15 protein-coding genes are annotated in these 21,131 nt (G+C 73.1%); 6 read left to right on the top strand and 9 right to left on the bottom strand.

Annotation, left to right across the window (positions count from 1 at the left end):
• Positions 1 to 71 precede the first annotated feature (71 nt).
• Together ACF09J_RS10445 and ACF09J_RS10440 are read right to left on the bottom strand one after the other, a co-directional pair.
• Entirely contained in the window at positions 72 to 3,557 is a 3,486-nt protein-coding gene (locus ACF09J_RS10445; protein ID WP_392304973.1) for an ATP-dependent helicase, read from the bottom strand.
• A 312-nt stretch (positions 3,558 to 3,869) separates the two neighbouring features.
• Complete coding sequence (locus ACF09J_RS10440; RefSeq protein ID WP_392304972.1) at positions 3,870 to 4,259, bottom strand: MGMT family protein; 390 nt, start codon at positions 4,257 to 4,259, stop codon at positions 3,870 to 3,872.
• A gap of 186 nt (positions 4,260 to 4,445) precedes the next feature.
• Here ACF09J_RS10440 and ACF09J_RS10435 point away from each other — a divergent pair, with 186 nt between their 5' ends.
• From ACF09J_RS10435 to ACF09J_RS10425, 3 genes are all read left to right on the top strand, one after another.
• On the top strand, positions 4,446 to 7,247 hold the full coding sequence (locus ACF09J_RS10435; protein ID WP_392304971.1) for a YbhN family protein: 2,802 nt from the start codon (positions 4,446 to 4,448) through the stop codon (positions 7,245 to 7,247).
• Positions 7,248 to 7,320: 73 nt separating this feature from the next.
• Positions 7,321 to 8,862 carry an alpha/beta hydrolase gene (locus ACF09J_RS10430; RefSeq protein WP_392304970.1) on the top strand — a complete coding sequence of 514 codons (1,542 nt, stop codon included), beginning with the start codon at positions 7,321 to 7,323 and terminating at the stop codon, positions 8,860 to 8,862.
• 145 nt (positions 8,863 to 9,007) lie between these two features.
• Positions 9,008 to 10,552 carry an alpha/beta hydrolase gene (locus ACF09J_RS10425; protein WP_392304969.1) on the top strand — a complete coding sequence of 515 codons (1,545 nt, stop codon included), beginning with the start codon at positions 9,008 to 9,010 and terminating at the stop codon, positions 10,550 to 10,552.
• A 39-nt stretch (positions 10,553 to 10,591) separates the two neighbouring features.
• Here the strand turns inward: ACF09J_RS10425 and ACF09J_RS10420 are convergent, their stop codons facing one another.
• Positions 10,592 to 11,134, bottom strand: a complete 543-nt coding sequence (locus ACF09J_RS10420) for a hypothetical protein (RefSeq protein ID WP_392304968.1) — start codon at positions 11,132 to 11,134, stop codon at positions 10,592 to 10,594.
• A gap of 400 nt (positions 11,135 to 11,534) precedes the next feature.
• On the opposite strand from ACF09J_RS10420, the gene ACF09J_RS10415 reads away from it, so the two are divergent.
• From ACF09J_RS10415 to ACF09J_RS10405, 3 genes are all read left to right on the top strand, one after another.
• Entirely contained in the window at positions 11,535 to 11,714 is a 180-nt protein-coding gene (locus ACF09J_RS10415; RefSeq protein ID WP_392304967.1) for a hypothetical protein, read from the top strand.
• A gap of 226 nt (positions 11,715 to 11,940) precedes the next feature.
• Positions 11,941 to 12,165, top strand: coding sequence for a DUF397 domain-containing protein (locus ACF09J_RS10410; RefSeq protein ID WP_392304966.1), 225 nt, complete (start codon positions 11,941 to 11,943; stop codon positions 12,163 to 12,165).
• A 53-nt stretch (positions 12,166 to 12,218) separates the two neighbouring features.
• Positions 12,219 to 12,788 (top strand): GNAT family N-acetyltransferase, encoded by a 570-nt coding sequence (locus ACF09J_RS10405; protein ID WP_392304965.1) that lies wholly within the window; start codon positions 12,219 to 12,221, stop codon positions 12,786 to 12,788.
• Positions 12,789 to 12,860: 72 nt separating this feature from the next.
• Here ACF09J_RS10405 and moeZ read toward each other — a convergent pair whose 3' ends face one another.
• The 6 genes from moeZ to ACF09J_RS10375 all read right to left on the bottom strand — a co-directional run bounded on the left by moeZ (position 12,861) and on the right by ACF09J_RS10375 (position 20,992).
• Positions 12,861 to 14,039 carry an adenylyltransferase/sulfurtransferase MoeZ gene (gene moeZ, locus ACF09J_RS10400; RefSeq protein ID WP_392304964.1) on the bottom strand — a complete coding sequence of 393 codons (1,179 nt, stop codon included), beginning with the start codon at positions 14,037 to 14,039 and terminating at the stop codon, positions 12,861 to 12,863.
• Positions 14,040 to 14,102: 63 nt separating this feature from the next.
• The gene (locus ACF09J_RS10395) at positions 14,103 to 14,852 is read right to left on the bottom strand and encodes a spherulation-specific family 4 protein (RefSeq protein WP_392304963.1); all 750 of its coding nucleotides are present in this window, start codon (positions 14,850 to 14,852) and stop codon (positions 14,103 to 14,105) included.
• A complete protein-coding gene (locus ACF09J_RS10390) occupies positions 14,840 to 15,802 on the bottom strand; it encodes an NAD-dependent epimerase/dehydratase family protein (RefSeq protein ID WP_392304962.1) in 963 nt (320 codons plus the stop codon). The genes ACF09J_RS10395 and ACF09J_RS10390 overlap by 13 nt, the downstream gene beginning before the upstream one ends.
• 243 nt (positions 15,803 to 16,045) lie before the next feature.
• Positions 16,046 to 17,257 (bottom strand): hypothetical protein, encoded by a 1,212-nt coding sequence (locus ACF09J_RS10385; RefSeq protein WP_392304961.1) that lies wholly within the window; start codon positions 17,255 to 17,257, stop codon positions 16,046 to 16,048.
• Positions 17,254 to 18,993 (bottom strand): DUF3492 domain-containing protein, encoded by a 1,740-nt coding sequence (locus ACF09J_RS10380; RefSeq protein ID WP_392304960.1) that lies wholly within the window; start codon positions 18,991 to 18,993, stop codon positions 17,254 to 17,256. The genes ACF09J_RS10385 and ACF09J_RS10380 overlap by 4 nt, the downstream gene beginning before the upstream one ends.
• A gap of 319 nt (positions 18,994 to 19,312) precedes the next feature.
• The gene (locus ACF09J_RS10375) at positions 19,313 to 20,992 is read right to left on the bottom strand and encodes a DUF3152 domain-containing protein (protein WP_392305116.1); all 1,680 of its coding nucleotides are present in this window, start codon (positions 20,990 to 20,992) and stop codon (positions 19,313 to 19,315) included.
• Positions 20,993 to 21,131 lie beyond the last annotated feature (139 nt).

Here is a 21,131-nt window from a genome sequence, read left to right as displayed (position 1 = left end):
ATCCGTGCCAGACGATCCCCGGGGGCGAAGAACACGCAGGTCAGCGCGGGTGGTGCCGTTCGTCACGCGGCTCACTCGACGATGTGGCGGCCCTCCGGCCGCGCGCTGCACGACGCCCGGAAGGCGCAGTGCGCGCAGTGCTGCCCGGCCGTCGGCGTGAACCGCTCGTCGAGAACCTTCCCGGCGGCGGTGGCCAGCAGCTCGCCGGCCCACTCCCCCTCCAGCGGCTCCTGCGTCTGCACCTTGGGCAGGCTGTCGCCGCCGTCCCGTTTGGCGGCGCCCTGGCGCAGTTGCACGAGCTCGGCGCCGCCCGGCTCGGGGCGTATCCCGTCGAAGACCTCGTCGACCGCGCCCTCGCGGACGGCGAGCTGGTAGACGGCGAGCTGCGGATGGCGGGCCACCTCGGCGCCGGTGGGCGCCTGCTTGCCGGTCTTGAAGTCGACGACGTAGGCGCGTCCCTCGCCGTCGGCCTCCACCCGGTCCATGGAGCCGCGGATACGCACCTGGTAGCCGCCCGCTTCCAGGGTCACGTCGAAGTCGTGCTCGCCGGCCACCGGGGTGCGGCCCGCGCGCTCCAGGACGTGCCAGTTCAGGAAGCGCTCCAGCGCCACGCGCGCGTGCTCCTTCTCCTGGGCCGACTTCCAGGGCGCGTCGAACGCGAGCGCGTTCCACACCGTCTCCAGGCGTTCCATGAGGACGGCGAGGTCGGCGGGGCTGCGTCCGGAGGCGACCTCGTCGGCGAGGACGTGCACCACGTTGCCGAAGCCCTGGGCGGCGGTCGCGGGGGCGTCGGCCTTCACCTCGCGGCTGAGGAACCACTGCAGCGCGCACGTGTTGGCGAGCTGGTCGAGGGCGCTGCCGGACAGCGCCACGGGCTGGTCGCGGTCGCGCAGCGGCACCTTGCTCTCGGTCGGGTCGGCCATCCCCCACCAGCGGTAGGGGTGGGCCGCGGGCACCAGCGGACGGCCCTCGTCGTCGGCGAGCGCGGCCAGCCGGGCCAGCCGGTGCGCGGCGGTCCGCCGGAGAGCGGCGGAGGCGCGCGGGTCGACGGTCGTGGCCCGCAGCTCGGCGACGAGCGCCGCCACCGACAGCGGGCGGCGCGGGCGTGAGGTGACGTCCCTGGGTTCGACACCCAGCTCGGTGAGGAAGCGGGAGGGCTGGTCGCCGTCGTCCGCGGGAGCCTTCACCGCGGTCACCACGAGGCGCTCACGCGCGCGTGTGGCGGCCACGTAGAACAGCCGCCGCTCCTCCGCGAGCAGCGCGCCCGGGGTGAGCGGGGCGGCGAGTCCGTCGCGGCCGATGCGGTCGGCCTCCAGCAGGGAGCCGCGGCGCCGCAGGTCCGGCCACAGGCCTTCCTGGACGCCCGCGACGACGACCAGGCGCCACTGCAGGCCCTTGGAGCGGTGTGCCGTCATCAGGCGCACGGCGTCGGGGCGCACGGCGCGCCGGGTGAGCGTGTCGGCGGCGATGTCCTCGGCCTCGATCTCGGCCAGGAAGTTCAGGGCGCCCAGGCCGCCGGTGCGCTCCTCCGCGCGGGCGGCGGTCGCGAACAGCGCGCACACGGCGTCGAGGTCCCGGTCCGCGTTGCGGCCCGCCGCGCCGCCGCGCCGGGCCGCCCGCTCCAGGCGGGAGGGCCACGGTGTGCCGTCCCACAGGTCCCACAGCGCCTCCTCCGCGGTCCCGCCGCCCGCCAGGCGCTCCCGCGCCTTCCCGAGCAGCGCGCCGAGACGCTGGGCGCCACGCGCGTACGTGGGGTCGTGCGCGACCAGACGCTCGGGGTGCGCGAGCGCCCTGGCGAGCAGCCGGTCCGAGGGCGGCGGCAGCGGGTTGCCGGCGGCGCGTTCCTCCTCGCGCAGCGCGCGCCCCAGGCGACGCAGATCGGCGGCGTCCATGCCGGCCAGCGGCGAGGCGAGGAGAGTGAGCGCGGTCTCGGTGTCCAGCCAGCAGGCGTCGGCCGCCGCGTCCGCTTCGGGATCCTCCCGGGGCTGCACGTGGGCGGCCTGCTCTTCGGCGGCGGCGGCTTGGTTCCCGGTGCCAGCCGTTCGCTCCTGGGTGCCGGCCGCTGACTTCCCGGTGCCGGCCGCCCACTCTTCTGCGTCGGCCGCCTGCTCCCCGGCGGGTCCCACCGGCTCTCCGGCAACCGTGTCCTCCGAGCGCCGCCCCATCTCCGCGGTGGCCACCGCCCGCAGCGCCGTCAGCAGTGGTGCCACCGCCGGCTCGTGCCGCAGGGGCAGGTCGTGGCCGTCGATGTCCAGGGGCACTCCGGCGGCCGTCAGGGCGCGGCGGAGGCCCGGAATGGAGCGGCCGCCGGCGCGCACCAGGACGGCCATCTCGCTCCAGGGGACACCGTCCTCCAGGTGCGCCCGGCGCAGGATGTCGGCGATGTTGTCCACCTCGGTGCCCGCCGTCGGGTACGTGTGCACCTCGACGCGACCGCCGTCGCGCACCGGGGTGAGCTCCCGGTGGGCGCGGACCTTGTCGGCGGGCAGTCGGGTGAGCGGCATCCGCCGGGTCAGCAGCCGGGTCGCGGCCAGCAGGGCGGCGCCCGAGCGCCGGGAGGTGCGCAGGACCTGCACCGGCGCGGGAGCGCCGTCCGCGCGCGGGAACGTCTGCGGGAACTGAAGGATCCCGTTCACGTCCGCGCCCCGGAACGCGTAGATCGACTGGTCGGGGTCGCCGAAGGCGAGCAGGGTGCGGCCGCCCCCGGCCAGCGCGCGCAGCAGCCGTACCTGGGCGGGATCGGTGTCCTGGTACTCGTCGACGTAGACCGCGTCGTACCGCGCGGCGAGCCGTTCGGCGACCTCGGGGCGGCGGGCGAGGAGCACCGCGCGGTGGACCAGTTCGGCGTAGTCGAGGACGCCCCGCAGGTCGAGGACGTCGAGGTACTCGGCGAGGAAGGCGGCCGCGGCCTGCCAGTCGGGGCGGCCGATGCTGCGGGCGAAGGCGGCCAGGGCGTCGGGTCCGAGTCCCAGTTCGCGGCTGCGGGCGAGCACCGCGCGGACCTCGTCGGCGAAGCCGCGGGTGGTCAGGCAGGCGCGCAACTCGTCCGGCCAGCGCACATGCGCCAGGCCGAGCCGCTCCAGGTCGGCCTGGCCGGCCAGGAGCGAGCGGACGGTCACGTCCTGCTCGGGTCCGGACAGCAGCCGCAGCGGCTCGACGAACAGTTCACTGTCCTGATGGGCGCGGACCAGGGCGTAGCAGAACGAGTGGAAGGTGGTCGCCTGCGGGACCTGGGCCGCGCCGGTGCGCAGCGCCATGCGGTCGCGCAGGTCGACGGCCGCCCTGCGGCTGAACGTCAGCACCAGGATCCGGTCGGGGTCCTGGCCGCGGGCGATCCGGGCGGCCACGGACTCGACCAGCGTGGTGGTCTTGCCCGTGCCCGGACCCGCGAGGACGAGCAGCGGACCGGTCCGGTGGTCAACCACGGAGCGCTGTGCTGCGTCCAGGCGAGGGGGATCCGGTCTGGTCGGCGGGGTACGCACCAGTCGGTAGGCGCCACGGTCCCCCTGCCTCACCCGGGGGTGGGGCAGGTGCCTGGTGGAGGAAGAGGAGCTCACGTGGTTCGCCGGTCCTGGTGGGTGTACTGGGGTCTGTCACGGCCGGCGCGCAGCGCCGTCGTCGCGGGGACGGACGGCCCTGGGGAGCGGGCGGTGGCCGCTGGGGTGGGGGAGGCACGCGGAGCCGACGCTACGCCGCCGCCCGGCGCGGAAGGAGGGCTTCGCCCTCTTCCCTCGCTTCTCCCACTCCTCCCCCGGCACCGCCGTCACGTGTGTCCCTCCACCCACGAACGTACGGCATGCCACGGGCGTGCCCCGATTCCCCCGTACGGGCCATGGACTCCCCACCGCCCCCTCGAATGGCGGAAGCTGTCAGGTGTGACCTCCCTGCGTCCGTTCACCGCCGTCCCACCGGGCCCGTCTCATGTCGAGGCGGGGCAGGTGGCCCTCGGCCGCCCTGCCCGCCTCCTTCAGGGGCGTGCCCTCCGTGCGGTAGTGGGCGAGAGCGCGCAGCTCGTGGCCCGGGAGCAGGACCCCGTCGGCGCGTACGACCCGCCACCACGGGACGGCGCCGCCGTACAGGGCCATCACGCGGCCCACCTGGCGGGGGCCTCCCCGCTCCAGCCACTCGGCGACGTCGCCGTACGTCATGACGCACCCGGGCGGGATCATCTCGGCGACCTCCAGTACCCGCTCGGCGTACTCGGGCAGCGCGTCGGGATGCTCGGGGCGGCCGTCGTCCGGAGGGCTCACTTCGCTCATCCGCCCCATCCTGCCCCACCCCACCGACAGCGGACCGTGCCGCGGTCGGGGCGCGGCCCTCGCTCCCGGGCGACGCCTCGGGCAGACTGTGCGGCTGCGCGCATGCACCCTGATGACCCTGTGTGCCGGTGGGACATGCCACCATCGTGCGGGCGGTGACCGGTGATACGAGACCAAGAAGAGATCATGAAGCAGCAGGGTGTGCACCCCGATGACGCGGAGGGCACCTCTGGGGCTTCGTCGCGCCCCGGCACCGGCGGCACCCAGGCTCCGAAGGCGCAGGACACGGACGCTCCGAAGGCGGACAGGAAGCCCGCGGAGGAGGACGCCGTGACGCACGCCGACGAGATCGAGGGCGACGAGCCGCTGCTTCCCGCGCGCGTGCACCGCCCCTCCGACCTGATGCGGCTGCTGGTGGGCGTGCTCGCCATCGTCGTCCTGCTGGCGATCGCCGGGTTCGCGCACGGCACCACCTCGGGCCTCGAACAGGACATCAACAAGGGCACCGGTCAGGCCCCCGACCTGCTCATCAAGATCGCCGGGCTGGCGTCGAGCATCGCGATCCTGCTGGTCCCGGTCGCCTTCGCGATCGAGCGGCTGATCAAACGGGACGGGCTGCGGATCGCCGACGGCGTGCTCGCGGCGGTCCTGGCCCACGGGGTGACGCTCGCCACCGACCTGTGGGTCGCCAAGGGCGCCCCGCACTCGATCCAGGACGCGCTCACCCAGCCCTCCCCCAGCAACGTCCACGCGCTCACCGACCCGGTGCACGGCTACCTCGCCCCTGTCATCGCGTACATGACGGCGGTCGGCATGTCCCGCCGGCCGCGCTGGCGCTCGGTGCTGTGGATCGTGCTGCTGCTCGACGCCTTCTCGATGCTGGTCACGGGCTACACCACACCGTTCTCGATCATCCTGACGGTGCTGATCGGCTGGACCATCGCCTACGGCACCCTCTACGCGGTCGGCTCACCGAACGTCCGCCCCACGGGACGCACCCTGGTGGCGAGGCTGCGGACCGTCGGCTTCCACCCGGTCAGCGCGGCCCGCGAGGAAGTCACGGAGACCGCGGACAACGGCGATCGCGGCCGGCGCTACTTCGTCACCCTGGAGGACGGACCACCGCTGGACGTCACGGTCGTCGACCGCGAGCAGCAGGCGCAGGGCTTCTTCTACCGCGTGTGGCGCAACCTCACGCTGCGCGGCTTCGCCACCCGCCGCAGCCTCCAGTCGCTGCGCCAGGCCCTGGAGCAGGAGGCGCTGCTCGCCTACGCGGCCATCGCGGCGGGCGCCAACGCCCCCAAGCTGATCGCAACCTCCGAGCTCGGCCCCGACGCCGTGATGCTCGTCTACGAGCACACCGGCGGGCGCACGCTCGACTCGCTGGCGGACGAGGAGATCACCGACGAGCTGCTGCACCGCACCTGGGAGCAGGTGCGGGCGTTGCAGTCGCGACGCATCGCGCACCGCAGGCTGGCCGGAGATGCGATCCTGGTGGATCGTTCCCGCAGAGTGATCCTCACCGACCTGCGCGGCGGTGAGATCGCGGCCGGTGATCTGCTGCTGCGCATGGACATCGCCCAGTTGCTGACGACGCTCGGCCTGCGGGTGGGCGCGGAGCGCTCCGTGGCCTCCGCGGTCGGTGTCCTTGGGCCCGACGCGGTCGCCGACTGTCTGCCCATGCTCCAGCCCATCGCTCTGACGCGCTCCACGCGCGCGACGCTGCGCAGGCTGGCCCGGGAGCGGGCGCAGCGGGAACGCGAGGCGGTGCTCGAGACGTCCCAGCAGGCCAAGCAGGCCCGCCTGGAACAGGCCGCCCAGGACACCGGTGGGGCCGGCCCGGTCAGCCTGGAAAAGCCGGAGGAGCCAGAAAAAGCAGAGAAAACAGGGAAGCCCGACAAGAAGGACAAGAAGGCCGAGCGTGCCGAGGCGCGGGCGGAGAAACGGGCCATCGGCGAGGCCCTGGAGGAGGCCCGCGAAGAGGACCTGCTCACCCAGATCCGCCACCAGGTGCTGCGGATCAGGCCGCAGGCGCCGGTCGAACCGGCCCGGCTGGAGCGGATCCGGCCCCGGACGCTGATCAGTTTCATCGCGGGTGCCATCGGCGCCTACTACCTGCTGACCCAGCTCACGCACATCGAGTTCGGCACGCTCGTCGCCCACGCCCAGTGGGGCTGGGTGATCGCGGCGGTGCTCTTCTCGGCGCTCAGCTATGTCGCGGCGGCCATGGCGCTCCTCGGCTTCGTACCGGAGCGTGTCCCGTTCGTGCGGACGGTGGCGGCGCAGGTCGCCGGCTCGTTCGTGAAGATCGTGGCTCCGGCCGCGGTCGGCGGCGTGGCCCTGAACACGCGCTTCCTGCAACGCGCGGGCGTGCGCCCCGGGCTTGCGGTGGCCAGTGTCGGCGCCTCGCAGCTCTTCGGGCTCGGCTGCCACATTCTGATGCTGCTGTCCTTCGGCTATCTGACCGGCACGGAGAAGACGCCGTCCCTGTCTCCGTCCCGGACGGTCATCGCGGGCCTGCTGACGGTCGCGGTGCTCGTGCTGGTGGTCACCTCGGTGCCGTTCCTGCGGAAGTTCGTCGTCACGCGCGTGCGTTCCCTCTTCGCGGGTGTCGTGCCGCGCATGCTGGACGTGCTCCAGCGGCCGCAGAAGCTCGTCACCGGCATCGGCGGCATGCTGCTGCTGACGTTCTGCTTCGTGATGTGCCTGGACGCCTCGATCCGTGCCTTCGGCGACCAGTCGACGTCGATCAGCATCGCCAGCGTCGCCGTCGTCTTCCTCGCCGGCAACGCGCTCGGCTCGGCCGCCCCGACCCCGGGCGGCGTCGGCGCGGTCGAGGCCACCCTCACGGTCGGCCTGATCGCGGTGGGCCTGCCGAAGGAAGTGGCCGCGCCCGCGGTGCTGATGTTCCGGCTGCTGACGCTGTGGCTGCCGGTCCTGCCCGGCTGGCTGGCCTTCAACCACCTGAGCCGCAAGGGCGCTCTGTAGGGACACGTCGCGGCCGTACTCCGAACGGCACGCGTCCCGCGCGGTGGGCGGGCCGCGGCGTGAGGATGGGCTCATGCACAAGCGCCACGGGCTGCGTGCCGCCGCCCTGACCACGACCACCGTCCTGCTGAGCGCCCTGACCGCGGGCTGCGGCGGGCTCTCCGTCGGCGGGGGGCCGACGGACCCGGGGCTGGACTGGAAGGACTGCCCGGCGCCGTCCGCGGCGGAGGGTGGCGGGGCGGCGCCCTCGCCACCGCCCGGCGGCGGCAAGTGGCAGTGCGCCACCATGAAGGCGCCGCTGGACTGGAGCAAACCGCAGGGCGACACGATCGGCATCGCGTTGATCCGGGCGAAGGCGACCGGGCCCGGCAAGCGCATCGGCTCGCTGCTCTTCAACTTCGGCGGCCCGGGCGGCTCCGGCGTCACCACGCTGCCCGCCATCGCCCAGGACTACACCAAACTGCGCACCCGCTACGACCTGGTGAGCTTCGACCCGCGCGGGGTGGGGCGCAGCGCCGGCGTGAAATGCAAGACGGACGCGCAGCTCGACCAGTACTTCCAGCAGGACGCCGTACCGGAGACCGCCGCCGAACGTGCCACGTTCCTGAACAACACCAAGCAGTTCAACGCCGCCTGCGAGAAGAACTCCGGGAGGGTCCTGCCGCATGTGCGCACCACCGACGCCGCCCGCGACATGGACCTGATCCGCCAGGTGCTCGGCGACTCCAAGCTCCACTACTTCGGGATCTCCTACGGCACCGAGCTCGGCGGCGTGTACGCCCACCTGTTCCCCAAGCACGTGGGCCGCGCGGTCTTCGACGCGGTGGTCGACCCCACCCAGACCCCCGAGCAGACCTCCCTCGGCCAGGCCAGGGGCTTCCAGCTCGCCCTCGACAACTTCGCGAAGGACTGCGCCGCGAAAGGCACCAAGTGTGCGATCGGCAGCAGCGCCCAGGACGTCGAGGACCGCGTCGCCGCGCTGCTGAAGAAGCTCGACACCAATCCGATCCCGGGCATCTTCCCGCGCCGGCTGACCCGGACCGCCGCGACCAACGGCGTCGCCCAGGCTCTGTACTCCAAGCAGTTGTGGGCCCCGCTCATCGAAGGGCTCCAGCGGGCCTACGCGGGCGACGGCGAGATCCTGATGCTGCTGTCCGACGCGATGAACGGCCGCAACGTCAACGGCCGGTACAGCAACCTCGCCGCCGCGAACGCCGCCATCAACTGCGCCGACGAGAAGCAGCGGTACACGCCCGCCTTCGTGGAGCAGAAGCTGCCCGAGTTCCGGGCCGCCTCCCCGGTGTTCGGCGACTTCCTCGCCTGGGGCATGCTCAGCTGCACCCAGTGGGCGGTGCCGGGTGCGGCCGCGCACGCCGACGTGAGCGCGCCCGGTTCGGCACCGATCCTCGTGGTGGGCAACACCGGCGACCCGGCGACTCCGTACGGGGGCGCCCGGAGGATGGTGGAAGCGCTGGGCAAGGGTGTCGGCGTCGAACTCACCTGGCACGGCCAGGGGCACGGCGCCTACAACAGCAAGGACCCGTGCGTGCAGAACGCGGTGAACGGCTATCTGCTCGACGGAAAGGTGCCACCGACCGGGAAGGTCTGCGCATAGCCGCGGACAGCCAGAGCCTCTCACTGACAAAAGAGCAGGTCAGAGGGTTATCCACAGGCTCCCACGAGGGTTGGGGGGATCTGTCTACCATGGCCTGAACGCTCTCCGCGGCCGATCCGCGGAGAGCCGGTGAGGGGGGAAGCGCATGGCGCGTCTGACGCGATGGACGGCCGCGGTCGCCGCCGCGGTACTGCTGGCCGGGTGCGGCGGCGGACCGGCCGGCCGGGGTCCGGGCGAAGGAAAGGACCGGTCCGCTCCGGCACCGGCCCCACCGTCCGGCACGCCGACCGCGCCGCTGCCGTCCTCGCTCACCTCGCAGCGGCTCGACTGGGGCCGCTGCAAGGCAACGGCCGGTTCCCCCGCGCCGGGTGACGCGTGGCGGTGCGCCACGCTCAAGGCGCCGCTGGACTGGTCCCGTCCGGACGGCGAGACCATCGGCCTCGCGCTCGTCCGCGCCAAGGCCACCAGGGAGCGCACCGGGTCCCTGCTGTTCAACTTCGGGGGCCCCGGCGGCTCGGGCGTGGCCGCGCTGCCGTCGTACGCCTCCGAGGTCACCGTCCTGCGGCAGCGTTACGACCTGGTGAGCTGGGATCCACGCGGGGTCGGCGGCAGTTCCGGCGTGCGCTGCCGCAGCGACCGGCGGATCGAGGCCGCAGAGGCGATCGACGTGACACCGGACACCGCGGCCGAGGAGCAGGCGTACCTGAAGGACGCGGCAGACTTCGGCCAGGGCTGCCTGAAGGCGGCCGGGAAACTGCTCGCTCATGTCTCGACGACCGACACCGCCCGGGACATGGACCTGATACGCCAGGTCCTCGGCGACACGAGGATGCACTACTTCGGCATGTCCTACGGCACCGAACTCGGCGGTGTGTACGCGCACCTGTTCCCGCAGCGCGTCGGCCGGCTGGTCCTCGACGCGGTGGTGGACCCGACCGCGGACTCCGTGGGTCACGCGCTGAACCAGACCAGGGGCTTCCAACGGGCGCTGGACGCCTACCTGAAATCCACCGGGCAGGAGCCCCAGCGCGGCTCGCGGAAGATCGCGGACCTGGTGCGGCGACTGGACGCCGAGCCGCTGCCCACGTCCTCCGGACGGAAGCTGACGCAGACACTGGCGGTCACCGGCATCGCGCTGCCGCTCTACAGCAAGAGCGGCTGGCCGGCCCTGACCAACGCCCTCGCCGCGGCGGAACGGGGCGACGGCTCGGGGCTGCTGTCCTTCGCCGACGCGTACAACGAACGTGACGGCTCGGGCCGCTACGGCACGGCGACCCACGCCCAACGGGTCATATCGTGCCTGGACGCCAAGCAGCGGCCCACCGTGGAGCAGGTGAGGAAGCTGCTGCCCGAGTTCGAGAGGATCTCACCGGTGTTCGGCGCCTTCATGGCCTGGGACACGGCCGGCTGGTGCCACGACTGGCCGGTGCCCGGTCAGTACGACACCCCTCGGGTCAGCGCACCGGGCGCGGCACCGATCCTGCTGATCGGCAACACCGGTGACCCGGCGACACCCTACGAGGGCGCCCGGAGAATGGCGGACGCACTCGGCAAGGGCGTCGGCGTGGAACTCACCTGGAAGGGCGAGGGCCACGGGGCGTACGGCAACGGAAGCGACTGCGTGGACTCGACGGTGAACGCGTATCTGCTGTACGGCACCGTGCCGAAGGACGGCAAGGTCTGTTCGTGACAACGGTGGTGGAGGTGGCCGGGCGGTGCCGGCCGCTCACTACGCGCGAGGGGCGTAGGGGCTCCCTTGGGACGCCGGCGGGCCACCCCACTGCATCCACGGTGGCGGGACAGGAGCCCAGTCGGGGCCGCGGTGAGCCAGCCACCATCTGCCGATGGTGTGGAACTTCGCCTCGAAGCCGCGGTCCCAGTTGAGGAACCCGGTGATCGGCGCCCGCAGGCGGGTACGGCGGCCGCCCGCTTCGTAGATCACGACGGTCCGGCTTCCGAAGAGGGACTCGATCTGGATGGCTTGGACGTTCGACCACGGGATGGTCCGGCGGCGGAAGTTGTGCACGATGGCCGCCGATGGCGTGAGAGTGACCCCGAAGAGCCGCGAGATGATCAGCGCCGAGCACAGCAGGAGACCCCATACGAGCAGTCCGGTGGCCAGCGCGGGAGCAAACGGTGCCCCGTCCAACCAGAACGGGACCTGGAAGGTCATGCCGATGAGGCTGGGCAGCACGGGCAGCAGGCGTTGGGGGCGTGTCAACCGGTACCGGATGCACTCCGGCGGCATGGCCACGCCCTGCGATTGCTCCATCAGTCCCCGCCCCTTACACCATGCAGCCGACGCCGGCCCCTCACTCGCCGTCAGGCAGCATGGCGGACCAGGGGCGCGCTGTCCATCTGCGCCCTGAGGCGCTGCGCCCCTTCCGCCTCCGCAACTGTCGGCGCGTTCGGAGAGTCTTACCCGCGTGACTGAAGCACGCGCAACGCACACCGTGAGGTGGTCGCCCGCTGTCTCCACGGCGGTAGGCATCGGGGGTCCGGCTCTCGCCGCCGTGGCGAGTTGGAGCAGCCTCCTGCTGGTCGTGCGGGGGCGGGTGATACCCGGCTGGGAGGTGAGTGCGGCTCTCCTTGTCATGGCGCTCGTTCTCCGATGGGCCCTCACCCGGGCGGGCCGCGCGGCGGGTGCTTCCGGGCTCCCGCGGGAGCGAGCCGTGTGGACGCGGCGGGGGAACACTCTGCTGATCGTCATGGCGGTGCTCGGCACTATGTGGGAAGCGGCGGACGACCTGCACGAGTCGGACTGGGGGCGGGACGGCGGTCTTCTGCTGATCCACGGTACGAGCACCGATCCGGTCCTTCGCGGGGGATCGGCCGACATCGACTGCTGGTGATGAGTCCCGTGGGCTTCCTCAGTCTCGCTGGGCGGCGAGAACGTTGATCAGTAGACAGATCGCCGGCTGCGGGCCCGTCCTGGTGTCTGCGGGGGAGCTGGGAGCCGGGCAAGCGGTGGGTTGAGGCGGTGGCGAAAACCGCTGTCCACCTCGCCAGTTGCGACGTTGAAGCAGGAAGACGAGGGTGGATGGAGAACACATAATCGAGCACCGAACGGAGCTTCTCATGCAAGCGAAAAAGGCTGAACTGTACGCACTCGATCTGAGCCAAACACGCTGGGTCAAGAGCAGCAAGAGCCCCTACACGTCCACCTGCGTCGAGGTAGCGGACCTTGGTGGCGGAGCTGTTGCCGTCCGTGACTCGAACCATCGAGACCTGCCGCCTCTGCGGTTCACCGCAGAGGAATGGGCAGCCTTCCGAGACGGTGTGCGCGAGGGCGAGTTCGGTTAGAACATCTCGCGAGGCTGATGAGCGTTCAGGCCGTCGGAAATAGACTGGCTGACATGCTGTTGGACCTCGAGATGGACGGCCGCCGCCTCCGGGTTCGTGGCCTGGAGCCGGACGACGAACCCGACGTGCTCGGCATGTTCGAGGCATGCGAGGACTGGTTCAGCCACGCCTTCGGCCAGCCCGCCATGCCCGGTGACGTGCAGAGCCTCTACTACAGCCTTCCCGACGGTGCGGAGTTCGAGAACAAGGCCATCTTGGTGATCGAGGCCGAAGGCCGGATCATCGGGCTCATCGATGCTGTGCGGGAGTATCCCGACCGTGGCGCTTGTTCGGTCGGCTTGTTCTTGATCCAGCCCGATTGCCGTCGGTTCGGTCTGGGGCGCGCGGTCGCTTCGGCTCTCATCAGCTCACTGGCGGCGGACGGTTGCACCGAGGTCATCGCATCCGTCGCGGAGGGCTGGCAGCCGGGCCTGAAGTTCCTCGACGCTCTCGGCTTCGTCTCGGAGGTCCCGCGAGAGGCCGCGCACGCCAACCGGAACCTCGGGCCCGGCGAGCGTCCCACGGTTCGCGCGCGGCTGCGGACCTCGGCCGCTTCACATTCTGCTTCCTTCGACCGAAAATGACAGAAGCCCACGGCATCTGAGCTGGTCACGGCCGTGGGCTTCTTCTGTCCTGCCGGTCAGCGGGACCGGTGATCAGTAGACCGGCTTGTGCGGTTCGATCTGGTTGACCCAGCCGATCACGCCGCCGCCGACGTGCACGGCGTCCGCGAAGCCCGCGGACTTCAGTACGGCGAGGACTTCCGCACTGCGGACACCCGTCTTGCAGTTCAGGACGATCTTCTTGTCGTGCGGGAGGCTCTCCAGGGCGGAGCCCATGAGGAACTCGTTCTTCGGGATCAGCCGGGCGCCCGGGATGGCGACGATCTCGAACTCGTTCGGCTCGCGGACGTCGATGAGCTCGATGTTCTCACCGTCGTCGATCCACTCCTTGAGCTGCTTGGGAGTGATCGTCGAGTCGGCGGCCGCCGCCTGGGCCTCCTCGGAGACAACGCCGCAGAAGGCCTCGTAGTCGATGAGCTCGGTGACGGTCGGGTTCGTGCCGCAGACCGCGCAGTCGGGGTCCTTGCGGACCTTGACCTGGCGGTACTGCATCTCCAGGGCGTCGTAGATCATCAGGCGGCCGACCAGCGGCTCGCCGATGCCCGTCAGCAGCTTGATGGCCTCGTTGGCCTGGATGGAGCCGATGGACGCGCACAGCACGCCCAGGACGCCGCCCTCGGCGCAGGAGGGGACCATGCCGGGGGGCGGCGGCTCCGGGTAGAGGCAGCGGTAGCAGGGCCCGTGCTCGGACCAGAAGACGGAGGCCTGGCCGTCGAAGCGGTAGATCGAACCCCACACGTACGGCTTGTTGAGCAGCACGCACGCGTCGTTGACCAGGTACCGGGTCGCGAAGTTGTCCGTGCCGTCGACGATCAGGTCGTACTGGCTGAAGATCTCCTTCACGTTGTCGGCCTCGAGCCGCTCCTGGTGAAGGACGACGTTCACGTACGGGTTGATGCCCTTGATGGTGTCGCGCGCGGACTCGGCCTTGGGACGGCCGATGTCGGACTGGCTGTGGATGACCTGGCGCTGCAGGTTCGACTCGTCCACCTCGTCGAACTCCACGATGCCGAGCGTGCCGACGCCCGCCGCGGCCATGTACATCAGACCCGGCGAACCCAGCCCGCCGGCACCCACAAACAGCACCTTGGCGTTCTTCAGCCGCTTCTGCCCGTCCATGCCCACATCGGGGATGATCAGGTGGCGGGAGTACCTGCGAACCTCGTCTACGGTGAGCTCGGGAGCCGGCTCGACCAGGGGTGGCAGCGACACGGGGACTCCGTTGGTCGGTCAAACACTACGGTTGTTCTTCTCGTAACACTGCCACGGCCTTCTTCATTCCGAGACACCTCGTCCGATCCGCGAGACGATTTCGTCCCAGTAACCGGGCATGTTCTCCCAGGGCCCGGCCAGGCCGTCGCGATCGGAGCGGTCGGTGAACCAGATGGTCGCCGCCCCCTGCCAGCGGGCGACGCGCAGCGCCTCGTCGAGGTGGCCGCGCGGAACGCCGTGCACGAAGTGGCAGAAGCGCTCGGGCGGATGTTCGGCGGTCCACTCCGCGACCTGCGACCAGCGGTAGTCGCTCCACGGACCGCGGAAGGTCACCAGTTGGTCGGCGTGCTCGGCGTAGCCGGGATGCGGGTGGGTGCCGTGGCCGAGGACGATGTGGGCATCGTCACGCACGGCCCGCAGCGCGTCGATCGTGCGACGGACCTCGAACAGCCCGGCGCGGTCGGCGGGGCAGCGGTCCACCAGGAAGCCGTCGGCCCGGTACCACTCCAGGTAGCGCCGCGCTTCGGAGACCAGCTCGATGAAGGACCGGGCGCCGTGCGCGGCGTCGAGGTGGCCGAGGACGCGGACGCCCGCGTTGCGCAGCCGTCCCGCCGCCTCCAGGCAGTGCGGGTCGGGCTGGACGCCGGGGCCGTCGGCGACATTGAGGACGACCCAGTGCAAGGGCGTGCCGGGCCGGGTGAGTTCGTTCCACTCGGCCGGGGCGAGCAGGGGGTGGGTCCAGCCGGGGACACCGAGTCCGGTGCGCAGTGTGGTGCTGGGGACACTCACGGGGGTGCTGGTCAGATACGGCATGCCGCCTCCATCCAGATGTCGGCGAGGGACTCTTCGAGGTTGATCCGGGGCCGCCAGCCGAGCCGGTCGCGGGCGGTGCGCACATCGGCCTGCTGCCAGCTTCCGCAGCCGTCGGGGTACGGGTACGCGACCGGGGCGGGGTGGTCCGACTCCGTCCGGGGGTGCCCGATGGCAGCCCTGAGGTGGACGCCGGACGGGCCGTCGAGTTCGTGCAGGGCGCCGCCGTATCCGGCGACGCGGGCGAGGATCGCCGCGGCGTCACGCAGCCGGACGGCGCGGCCCGAGCCGATGTTGATGACGCCCTGGGCCGCCGAGAGGGAGGCGGCGTGGACGGCGCGGGCCACGTCGCGGACGTCGACGAAGTCGCGCTGGACGCCGAGGCCGCCGAGCTTGAGGTCGCTGTCGCCCGACTGCATGGCACGGCGCATGGCCTCGGCGAGCCGGCCGAGCGGCGAGCCGGCCGGGGTGCCGGGTCCGGCGGGCGAGAAGACCCGGAGCACGACGGCGTCGAGGCCGGAGCCGAGAACCAGTTCGGTGGCGGCGAGTTTGCTGACGCCGTAGGGGCCGCCGGGGCGGGGCACGGCGTCCTCGGCCGTGGAGGAGCCGGGCTGGCTGGGGCCGTACTCGGAGCTGCAGCCGAGCTGCACCAGCCGGGCGCCGCAGCCGCTGCGGCGCAGGGCCTCGCAGACGGTGGCGACGGCGACGGTGTTGTGCCGGGTGAGGTCGCGGGCGCCGCCTCGGGTGGCTCCCGCGCAGTTGACGACGACGCCGGGGTGGACCGCGTCCAGGAAGCGGGTGAGCGCTCCGGGGCTGCCGGCCGCGAGGTCGAAGCGCACGTCGGCGTCGTCGCCGCGGCCCAGGGCGGTGAGCTGGACGGCCGGGTCGGCGAGCAGGCGGTCGGCGACGAAACGGCCGAGGTATCCGTTGGCTCCGATCAGCAGAACCCTCATCGGGCGGCTCCCGGGGTGTGCGCTCCGGTGGCTCCGGATGCTCCGGGCGCTCCGGATCGGGCGGTGATCATCTGGTTTTCTCCTTCTAGGGGGTGGTGCGACGGGCTCCGGCGGTGGATCGCGGGCCTGCACTGGGTCGGGCGCCCGCAGCCGACGGGGAAACGCGGGCGGCGCCCGTGGCCACGGCCGTACGGGGGCTCTCGGGGGTGACCGGCCCGGCACCCGTCATGGCTGCCGCGCCGCTCATCGCTGCCGCTCCGCCCGTGCATGGGCCGAGGCCCGGGTCAGCGTGCGGGTCGCGTGCAGGAGGAGGGCCAGGGCGGCGGCTCCGCAGGCGAGGGCCGGTACGCCACCGGGGCCGCAGGCGGCCACGAGGGTGTCGACCGGGGTGGCGAGGGCACCGCAGCCGGGGAGGCGGGCGGCGAAGACGGTGGCCTGGGCCGTCGCTTCGGCCGCGGCCGCGGTACCGAGGGCGACGGCCGGGGCGTGGGTGAAGCCGTGCGTGGTGAGGAGGCGCGCGAGCAGCAGCAGCGCGCCCAGCGTGAGGGCCTGGGCGTAGCCGGCGGGCTCGTCCAGGACCGCGCCGCACACGGCGAGCAGGGCGGCCAGGGCACACAGGAACAGGCCGAACGTGCCGAGCAGCAGGGGCCGTACGGACGCCGCGAACTCCTCGAGGCCCCGGCTCACGGTCACCTTGCGCCGGGCGCCGGCGGTGAAACGGTGTGTGGTCCAGGCCGCCGGCCCGCAGGCCAGGGCGAGGGCCAGCACGGGAGCGGTGGTCAGGGGCCAGGCCCCGGCCGCGGTGAAGTCGGGCAGTCCTTCGGGCCCGCCGTCGACGGCCGTGCCGAGCAGGCCGTCGCCGAGGAGGGCGTAGCCGAGGAGCCACCACGTCCAGGTGCGGACGCCCGGCGTGTGCGCGCCGGGGGGCGTGCGCCCCTCGGCGCTCAGCGGGCCCCGGCGCAGTACGGCGCGCAGACCCAGGCCCACGGCCACGACGCCGAGCGCGGCGACACCCAGCCGGGTCCGGCCCTCGGTCAGGCGCAGCCCGGCCACGGCGGCCGCGCACAGGGCGCCGGGCAGCAGGCCGAACGCCACCGTGCCGGGGCCCAGCCGGGGTACGGCAGCGGCCTCGTCCCGCGGGGGCGTCTCGGTGTCCCGGCTGATCCGGGCGTACATCTCCTCGGCGAGTGAGAACACGTCACGGTGGCGGAAGCGTGCGGCGGTGCGGTCGGTGACTCCGTGGGCCTCCAGACCGGCGGCGATCTCCAGGGGGTCGACGGCCCGTTCGCACAGCTCGCGGTGACGGTGCATCAGCACCTTGACGGGATCGGCCGCACCGCGCCGGGAGGATACGGAGAGGCCCGGGTCCGGAGCGGCCCCGGCGTCGAAGCCGTCGCCCGGACCACCCCGGCCGGCCGGGGTGCCGAGGTGGTCCTCTGTTCTCGGGCCGGTCATCGGGAAGCCTCCGTGGTGGTCGTGGGGGCCGCGCACCCCGTCGGTGAGCCGGTGGCCCAGCTGGGGCGCGAGCGGGCCGCGAAGCGGTCGGCGGCCCGGGTCCAGCGGCCGGGCACATGGGCCTCGGCGGGCGCGGCGAACGGCAGGGGCTCGCCGGTCTCGTCGAGCACGACCCGCTGGACCGGACAGTGCGAGACGACCTCCAGGTAGATGCCGTGGAAGGCCGCGATGTTCTGCTCGACGGTGAACAGTTCGAGCGCGCGGGCGCGGGCGGCGGCGCCCAGGCGCGCACGGCGCTCGGGGTTGCGCAGCAGATTCACGCACACCTCGGCGAGCGCCCGCGGATTGCGCGGGGGCACGACCACTCCGGTGCCGCCGACGACCTCGACGACCGCGCCGACGTCCGTCGAGACCGTCGCACGGCCGCAGAGCATGGCCTCGACCAGGCCGAGCGGGAAGCCCTCGACCACGCTGGACAGGACGACCACGGCGCCCGAGGCGTAGGCGTCGGCGAGGGTCGGCGCCTCCGGGCCGCCGATCTCCTCGAAGGACACCGGGTTGTCCCCGACGGTGTGCGGACCCGCGGCCTCGTCGGGGAAGAGCTGGGCGGCGAGCACCCTGCAGTGGCCCAGGTAGGCGGCCCCGTCGGAGCCGGTTCCCGCGCTCACGATGCGCAGCCGGGCCCTCGGTTCCTGCCGATGCACCTCGGCGAAGGCGTGCAGCAGGGACACCAGATCCTTGGCGGGCCCGACGCGGCCGACCCACACGAGCGTGTCCGGGTCGGCGGCCTCCGGCGACTCCCCGGCCTCGGCGAAGGGGGCGGCGTCCATGCCGGGGTGGACGGTGCGCAGCTTGGCCCGGTCGGCGCCGCAGCGCTCCTGCCAGCGGCGGGCGTGCGCGTTGCCGTGGGTGACGACGGCGGCCCGCCGGTACACCTCGGCGGCGAGACCGCCGTGGAAGGCGGCGAGCAGGGCCCGCACGGCCGGGGCGGTCCCGTCGGCGCCGGTGGCGAGGTAGTGCGCGCGCAGGCGCACGCCGTACTCGCTGACCAGCAGGGGCACGCCGGTGAAGTGGTGGGCGAGCAGTCCGGACAGCGCCGCCGTGCCGCCGGCCGCCGCGTGGCAGAGGTCGGCCGCGCCGAGGCCGTCGTCCTCGTACCAGTCGAGCGACAGGGGGCTGAGCGCCTGCCGCAGGTACGCGGTGACCTCGAGGAGATCGGGGACGCGGGCCTCGCGTGCGGCACGCGGTGCGCCGGGCGCGCGGCAGGCGCGTTCCAGCGCGCGGACGGCTGACTCCGAGCGCAGCGCGCCCGCCAGGCCGCCCTCGTCACGGGCGAGTTCGGCGAGGCCGTACAGCGCGCTGCTGAAACGGTCCGCCTCAAGTTCGGCGCCGCCCGTGCCCGCCCCCCTGCCCGCCTCGCCGAACTCGCGCAGATCGCCGCCGCTCGCCGCGACCAGCGCCGACGCCAGCTCCCCGTAGCACTCGGCGAAGCGCCGGCGCGCACGCCGTCCGTACCCGTCCCCGTCGTCCTCGGCGGCCCACGGGGACGCGGTACGGACCCGGCTGACCTGTGGCGGGAGGGGGACCCAGCCCTCGTCCTCCTGCTGCCGGCTGCGGCTGAGCGCGTAGAGGTCGAACTCGTGCCGTTCGAGCCCGCGCACGAGCCGTTCGCACCAGAGTCCGGCGTCACCGCTCACATACGGATAGCCACCCTCCGTCACCAGTCCGATGCGCACGCGTGCACCCCCGATCTCCCGTCTGTCCCGTGGGGAGCCGCCGTCGCACCGACGGCTCGCAGCGGGACGAACGTATGCGGACATGACGGTGGGGGGGGGGGGGGGGGGGGGGGGGGGCGGCCCGGCCCGGCGCGGGGGGGGGGGGGGGGGGGGGGGGGCTGGGGTGGGGGGGGGGGGGGCGCGGGGGGCCCGGCCCCCCCCCCCCCCCACCAAAAGGGGTGAACGGTCGTAACTTTCCCGTGCGAACGGCGTTCCGTCGCGTTAGGAGATCAACCGGACACGAAACGTCACACCACGGGCCCGGCCGGCCCGGGTCCGGTCAACTCCCCGGATAGGGCCAGGCATTGGGCAGGCAGTGGATTCCGTCGTGGTCCAGGAACTTCGTCTGCTGCTGCATGACGGGTGCGAGCGCGCCGTCCTTGTCGCAGGTGACGTGGCCGTAGCCGAGCCGGTGGCCGACCTCGTGGTTGATCAGCATCTGCCGGTAGGCGTACATCTCGTCGCCGTAGGTCTTGGAGCCCTGGGCCCACCGGTAGGCGTTGATCATCACGCGCTCCGTGGCGGCCGAGTCGCAGGAGACGTTGTCAACGGTCGTGTCCAGACCGGACTCGGCGCACCACGTGGCGGTGGTGCCCGGGCTGGCGAGCGTGATGACGAAGTCGGGCTTGCCGGAGGAGACGCGCTCGAAGGTGCGGCCGCCGTTGTGGGCCCAGCTGCGGTCGTCGTTGAGCGTCTTCTGCACGGCCGCGGCGAAGAGCTCGCCGTCCAGGCCGAGGCCCTGCTCGACGTCGACGCGGTAGGTGTACTTGCGCCCCGTGCCGTGCGCCTTGGCGAAGCCCGGGACCGCGTCGAACCGGCCGGAGCCCTCGAGAGTGGGGCTGAGCGGGTACTTCGTGGTCATCTTCTGGCCGTACGTCAGGGCCGAGACGTTCGGCGGGGCCACCTTGCCGTCCGTGCCCGAGTCCGCGCCCGCGATGTCGGCGGCGTTCGGTGCCGCCCGGTCGGTGGCGGACTGGGAGAGCACACCGGCGTCGGTCCGGTCGTCGGCGACCTGTCCGGCGACGACGACGGCGAGCACGGTGGTGACGGCGGCGGCCGCGATGCCGGTGAACGTCTTCCCCTTGGTCGCGGTGCCTCGCGCGGACTCGCCGTCGGGGCGGGCGGCGCCGTCGCCCCCGCCGGCCGCCGTGTCCGGCCCGGCCGGGCCGGACGGCGGAGCCGCGGCCTGGTTCGCGGTGCGCGCGTCAGCGCGGGGGGCGAAGACGTCGTCGTCCTCGTCGAAGGCGTCGAGGTAGTCCTGCCGCGGCCCGGCGGGCGACGCCCGCCGCTGCCGGGGAATGGGAGCGCGGGCACGCGCGGAGGCGGCGGGAGCGGTGGAGCCGTCGAGGCCGGCGGCCGTCGGCCCCTGCGCTCCGCTCCCGTCCATGGCATCCACCCCCAACTGCCCCCAGCCGCCGCCGGCTTCCCGCTGCTCCGGGTGCCCACCGCGAACCCGGGGAATCCCCCGGGCCGGGGTGCCGTCGGCAACTCGCGGAACGCCGCGCGCCGGAGTGCCGTCGGCCGGACGCGGAGTGCCGTGGGCGGGCGTGCCGTCGGCCGAGCGCCGCGCGCCGCCGGACGGACGGGGCCCGCCCTGAGCCGGCGCCCCGTCGGACAGCGGCGGGCCGCCGGGACCAGGGACCCCGCCCGCGGCCCGCGGAATCCCCCGCGCCGGCGTCCCGTCCGCGTAGTGCGGCACCCCGTGAGGAGGGGTGCCGTCGTTGAAGCGCGGAGTGCCGTGGGCTGGTGTGCCGTCGCTCAAGCGCGGAGTGCCGTGGGCCGGTGTGCCGTCGTGGGGGCGGGGCCCTCTATAGGCAGGGCCCGTGGCTCCGGGGGCTCCGGCCCGCTGTCCGGGCACCTGGCCGGAAGCCGGCCCCGGGCCCGGCCGGCCGCTCGGGCCGCGCCAGGGCTCGGCGCCGCTCCCGTACTCGCGGCCGTCCCAGCCCTCCGGACCGCCCAGAGGACGGCTGTCGTCCCGGAGTTCCGGGCCGCCGTGCGGCTCACGGCCGTCCCCTGGCCCGTACCCCTGCCGGGGCGCGCTGTCGTCCCGGCCGGTGTTCGTGTTCGCGGCCTTGCCCTTGGGCGCGGCCCCGCGGCGG

Source organism: Streptomyces sp. NPDC014889 (assembly GCF_043081205.1).
Classification (GTDB): domain Bacteria; phylum Actinomycetota; class Actinomycetes; order Streptomycetales; family Streptomycetaceae; genus Streptomyces.
Note: the sequence above shows the minus strand (reverse complement) of the source record. Positions and strands in the feature narration are given on the sequence as shown.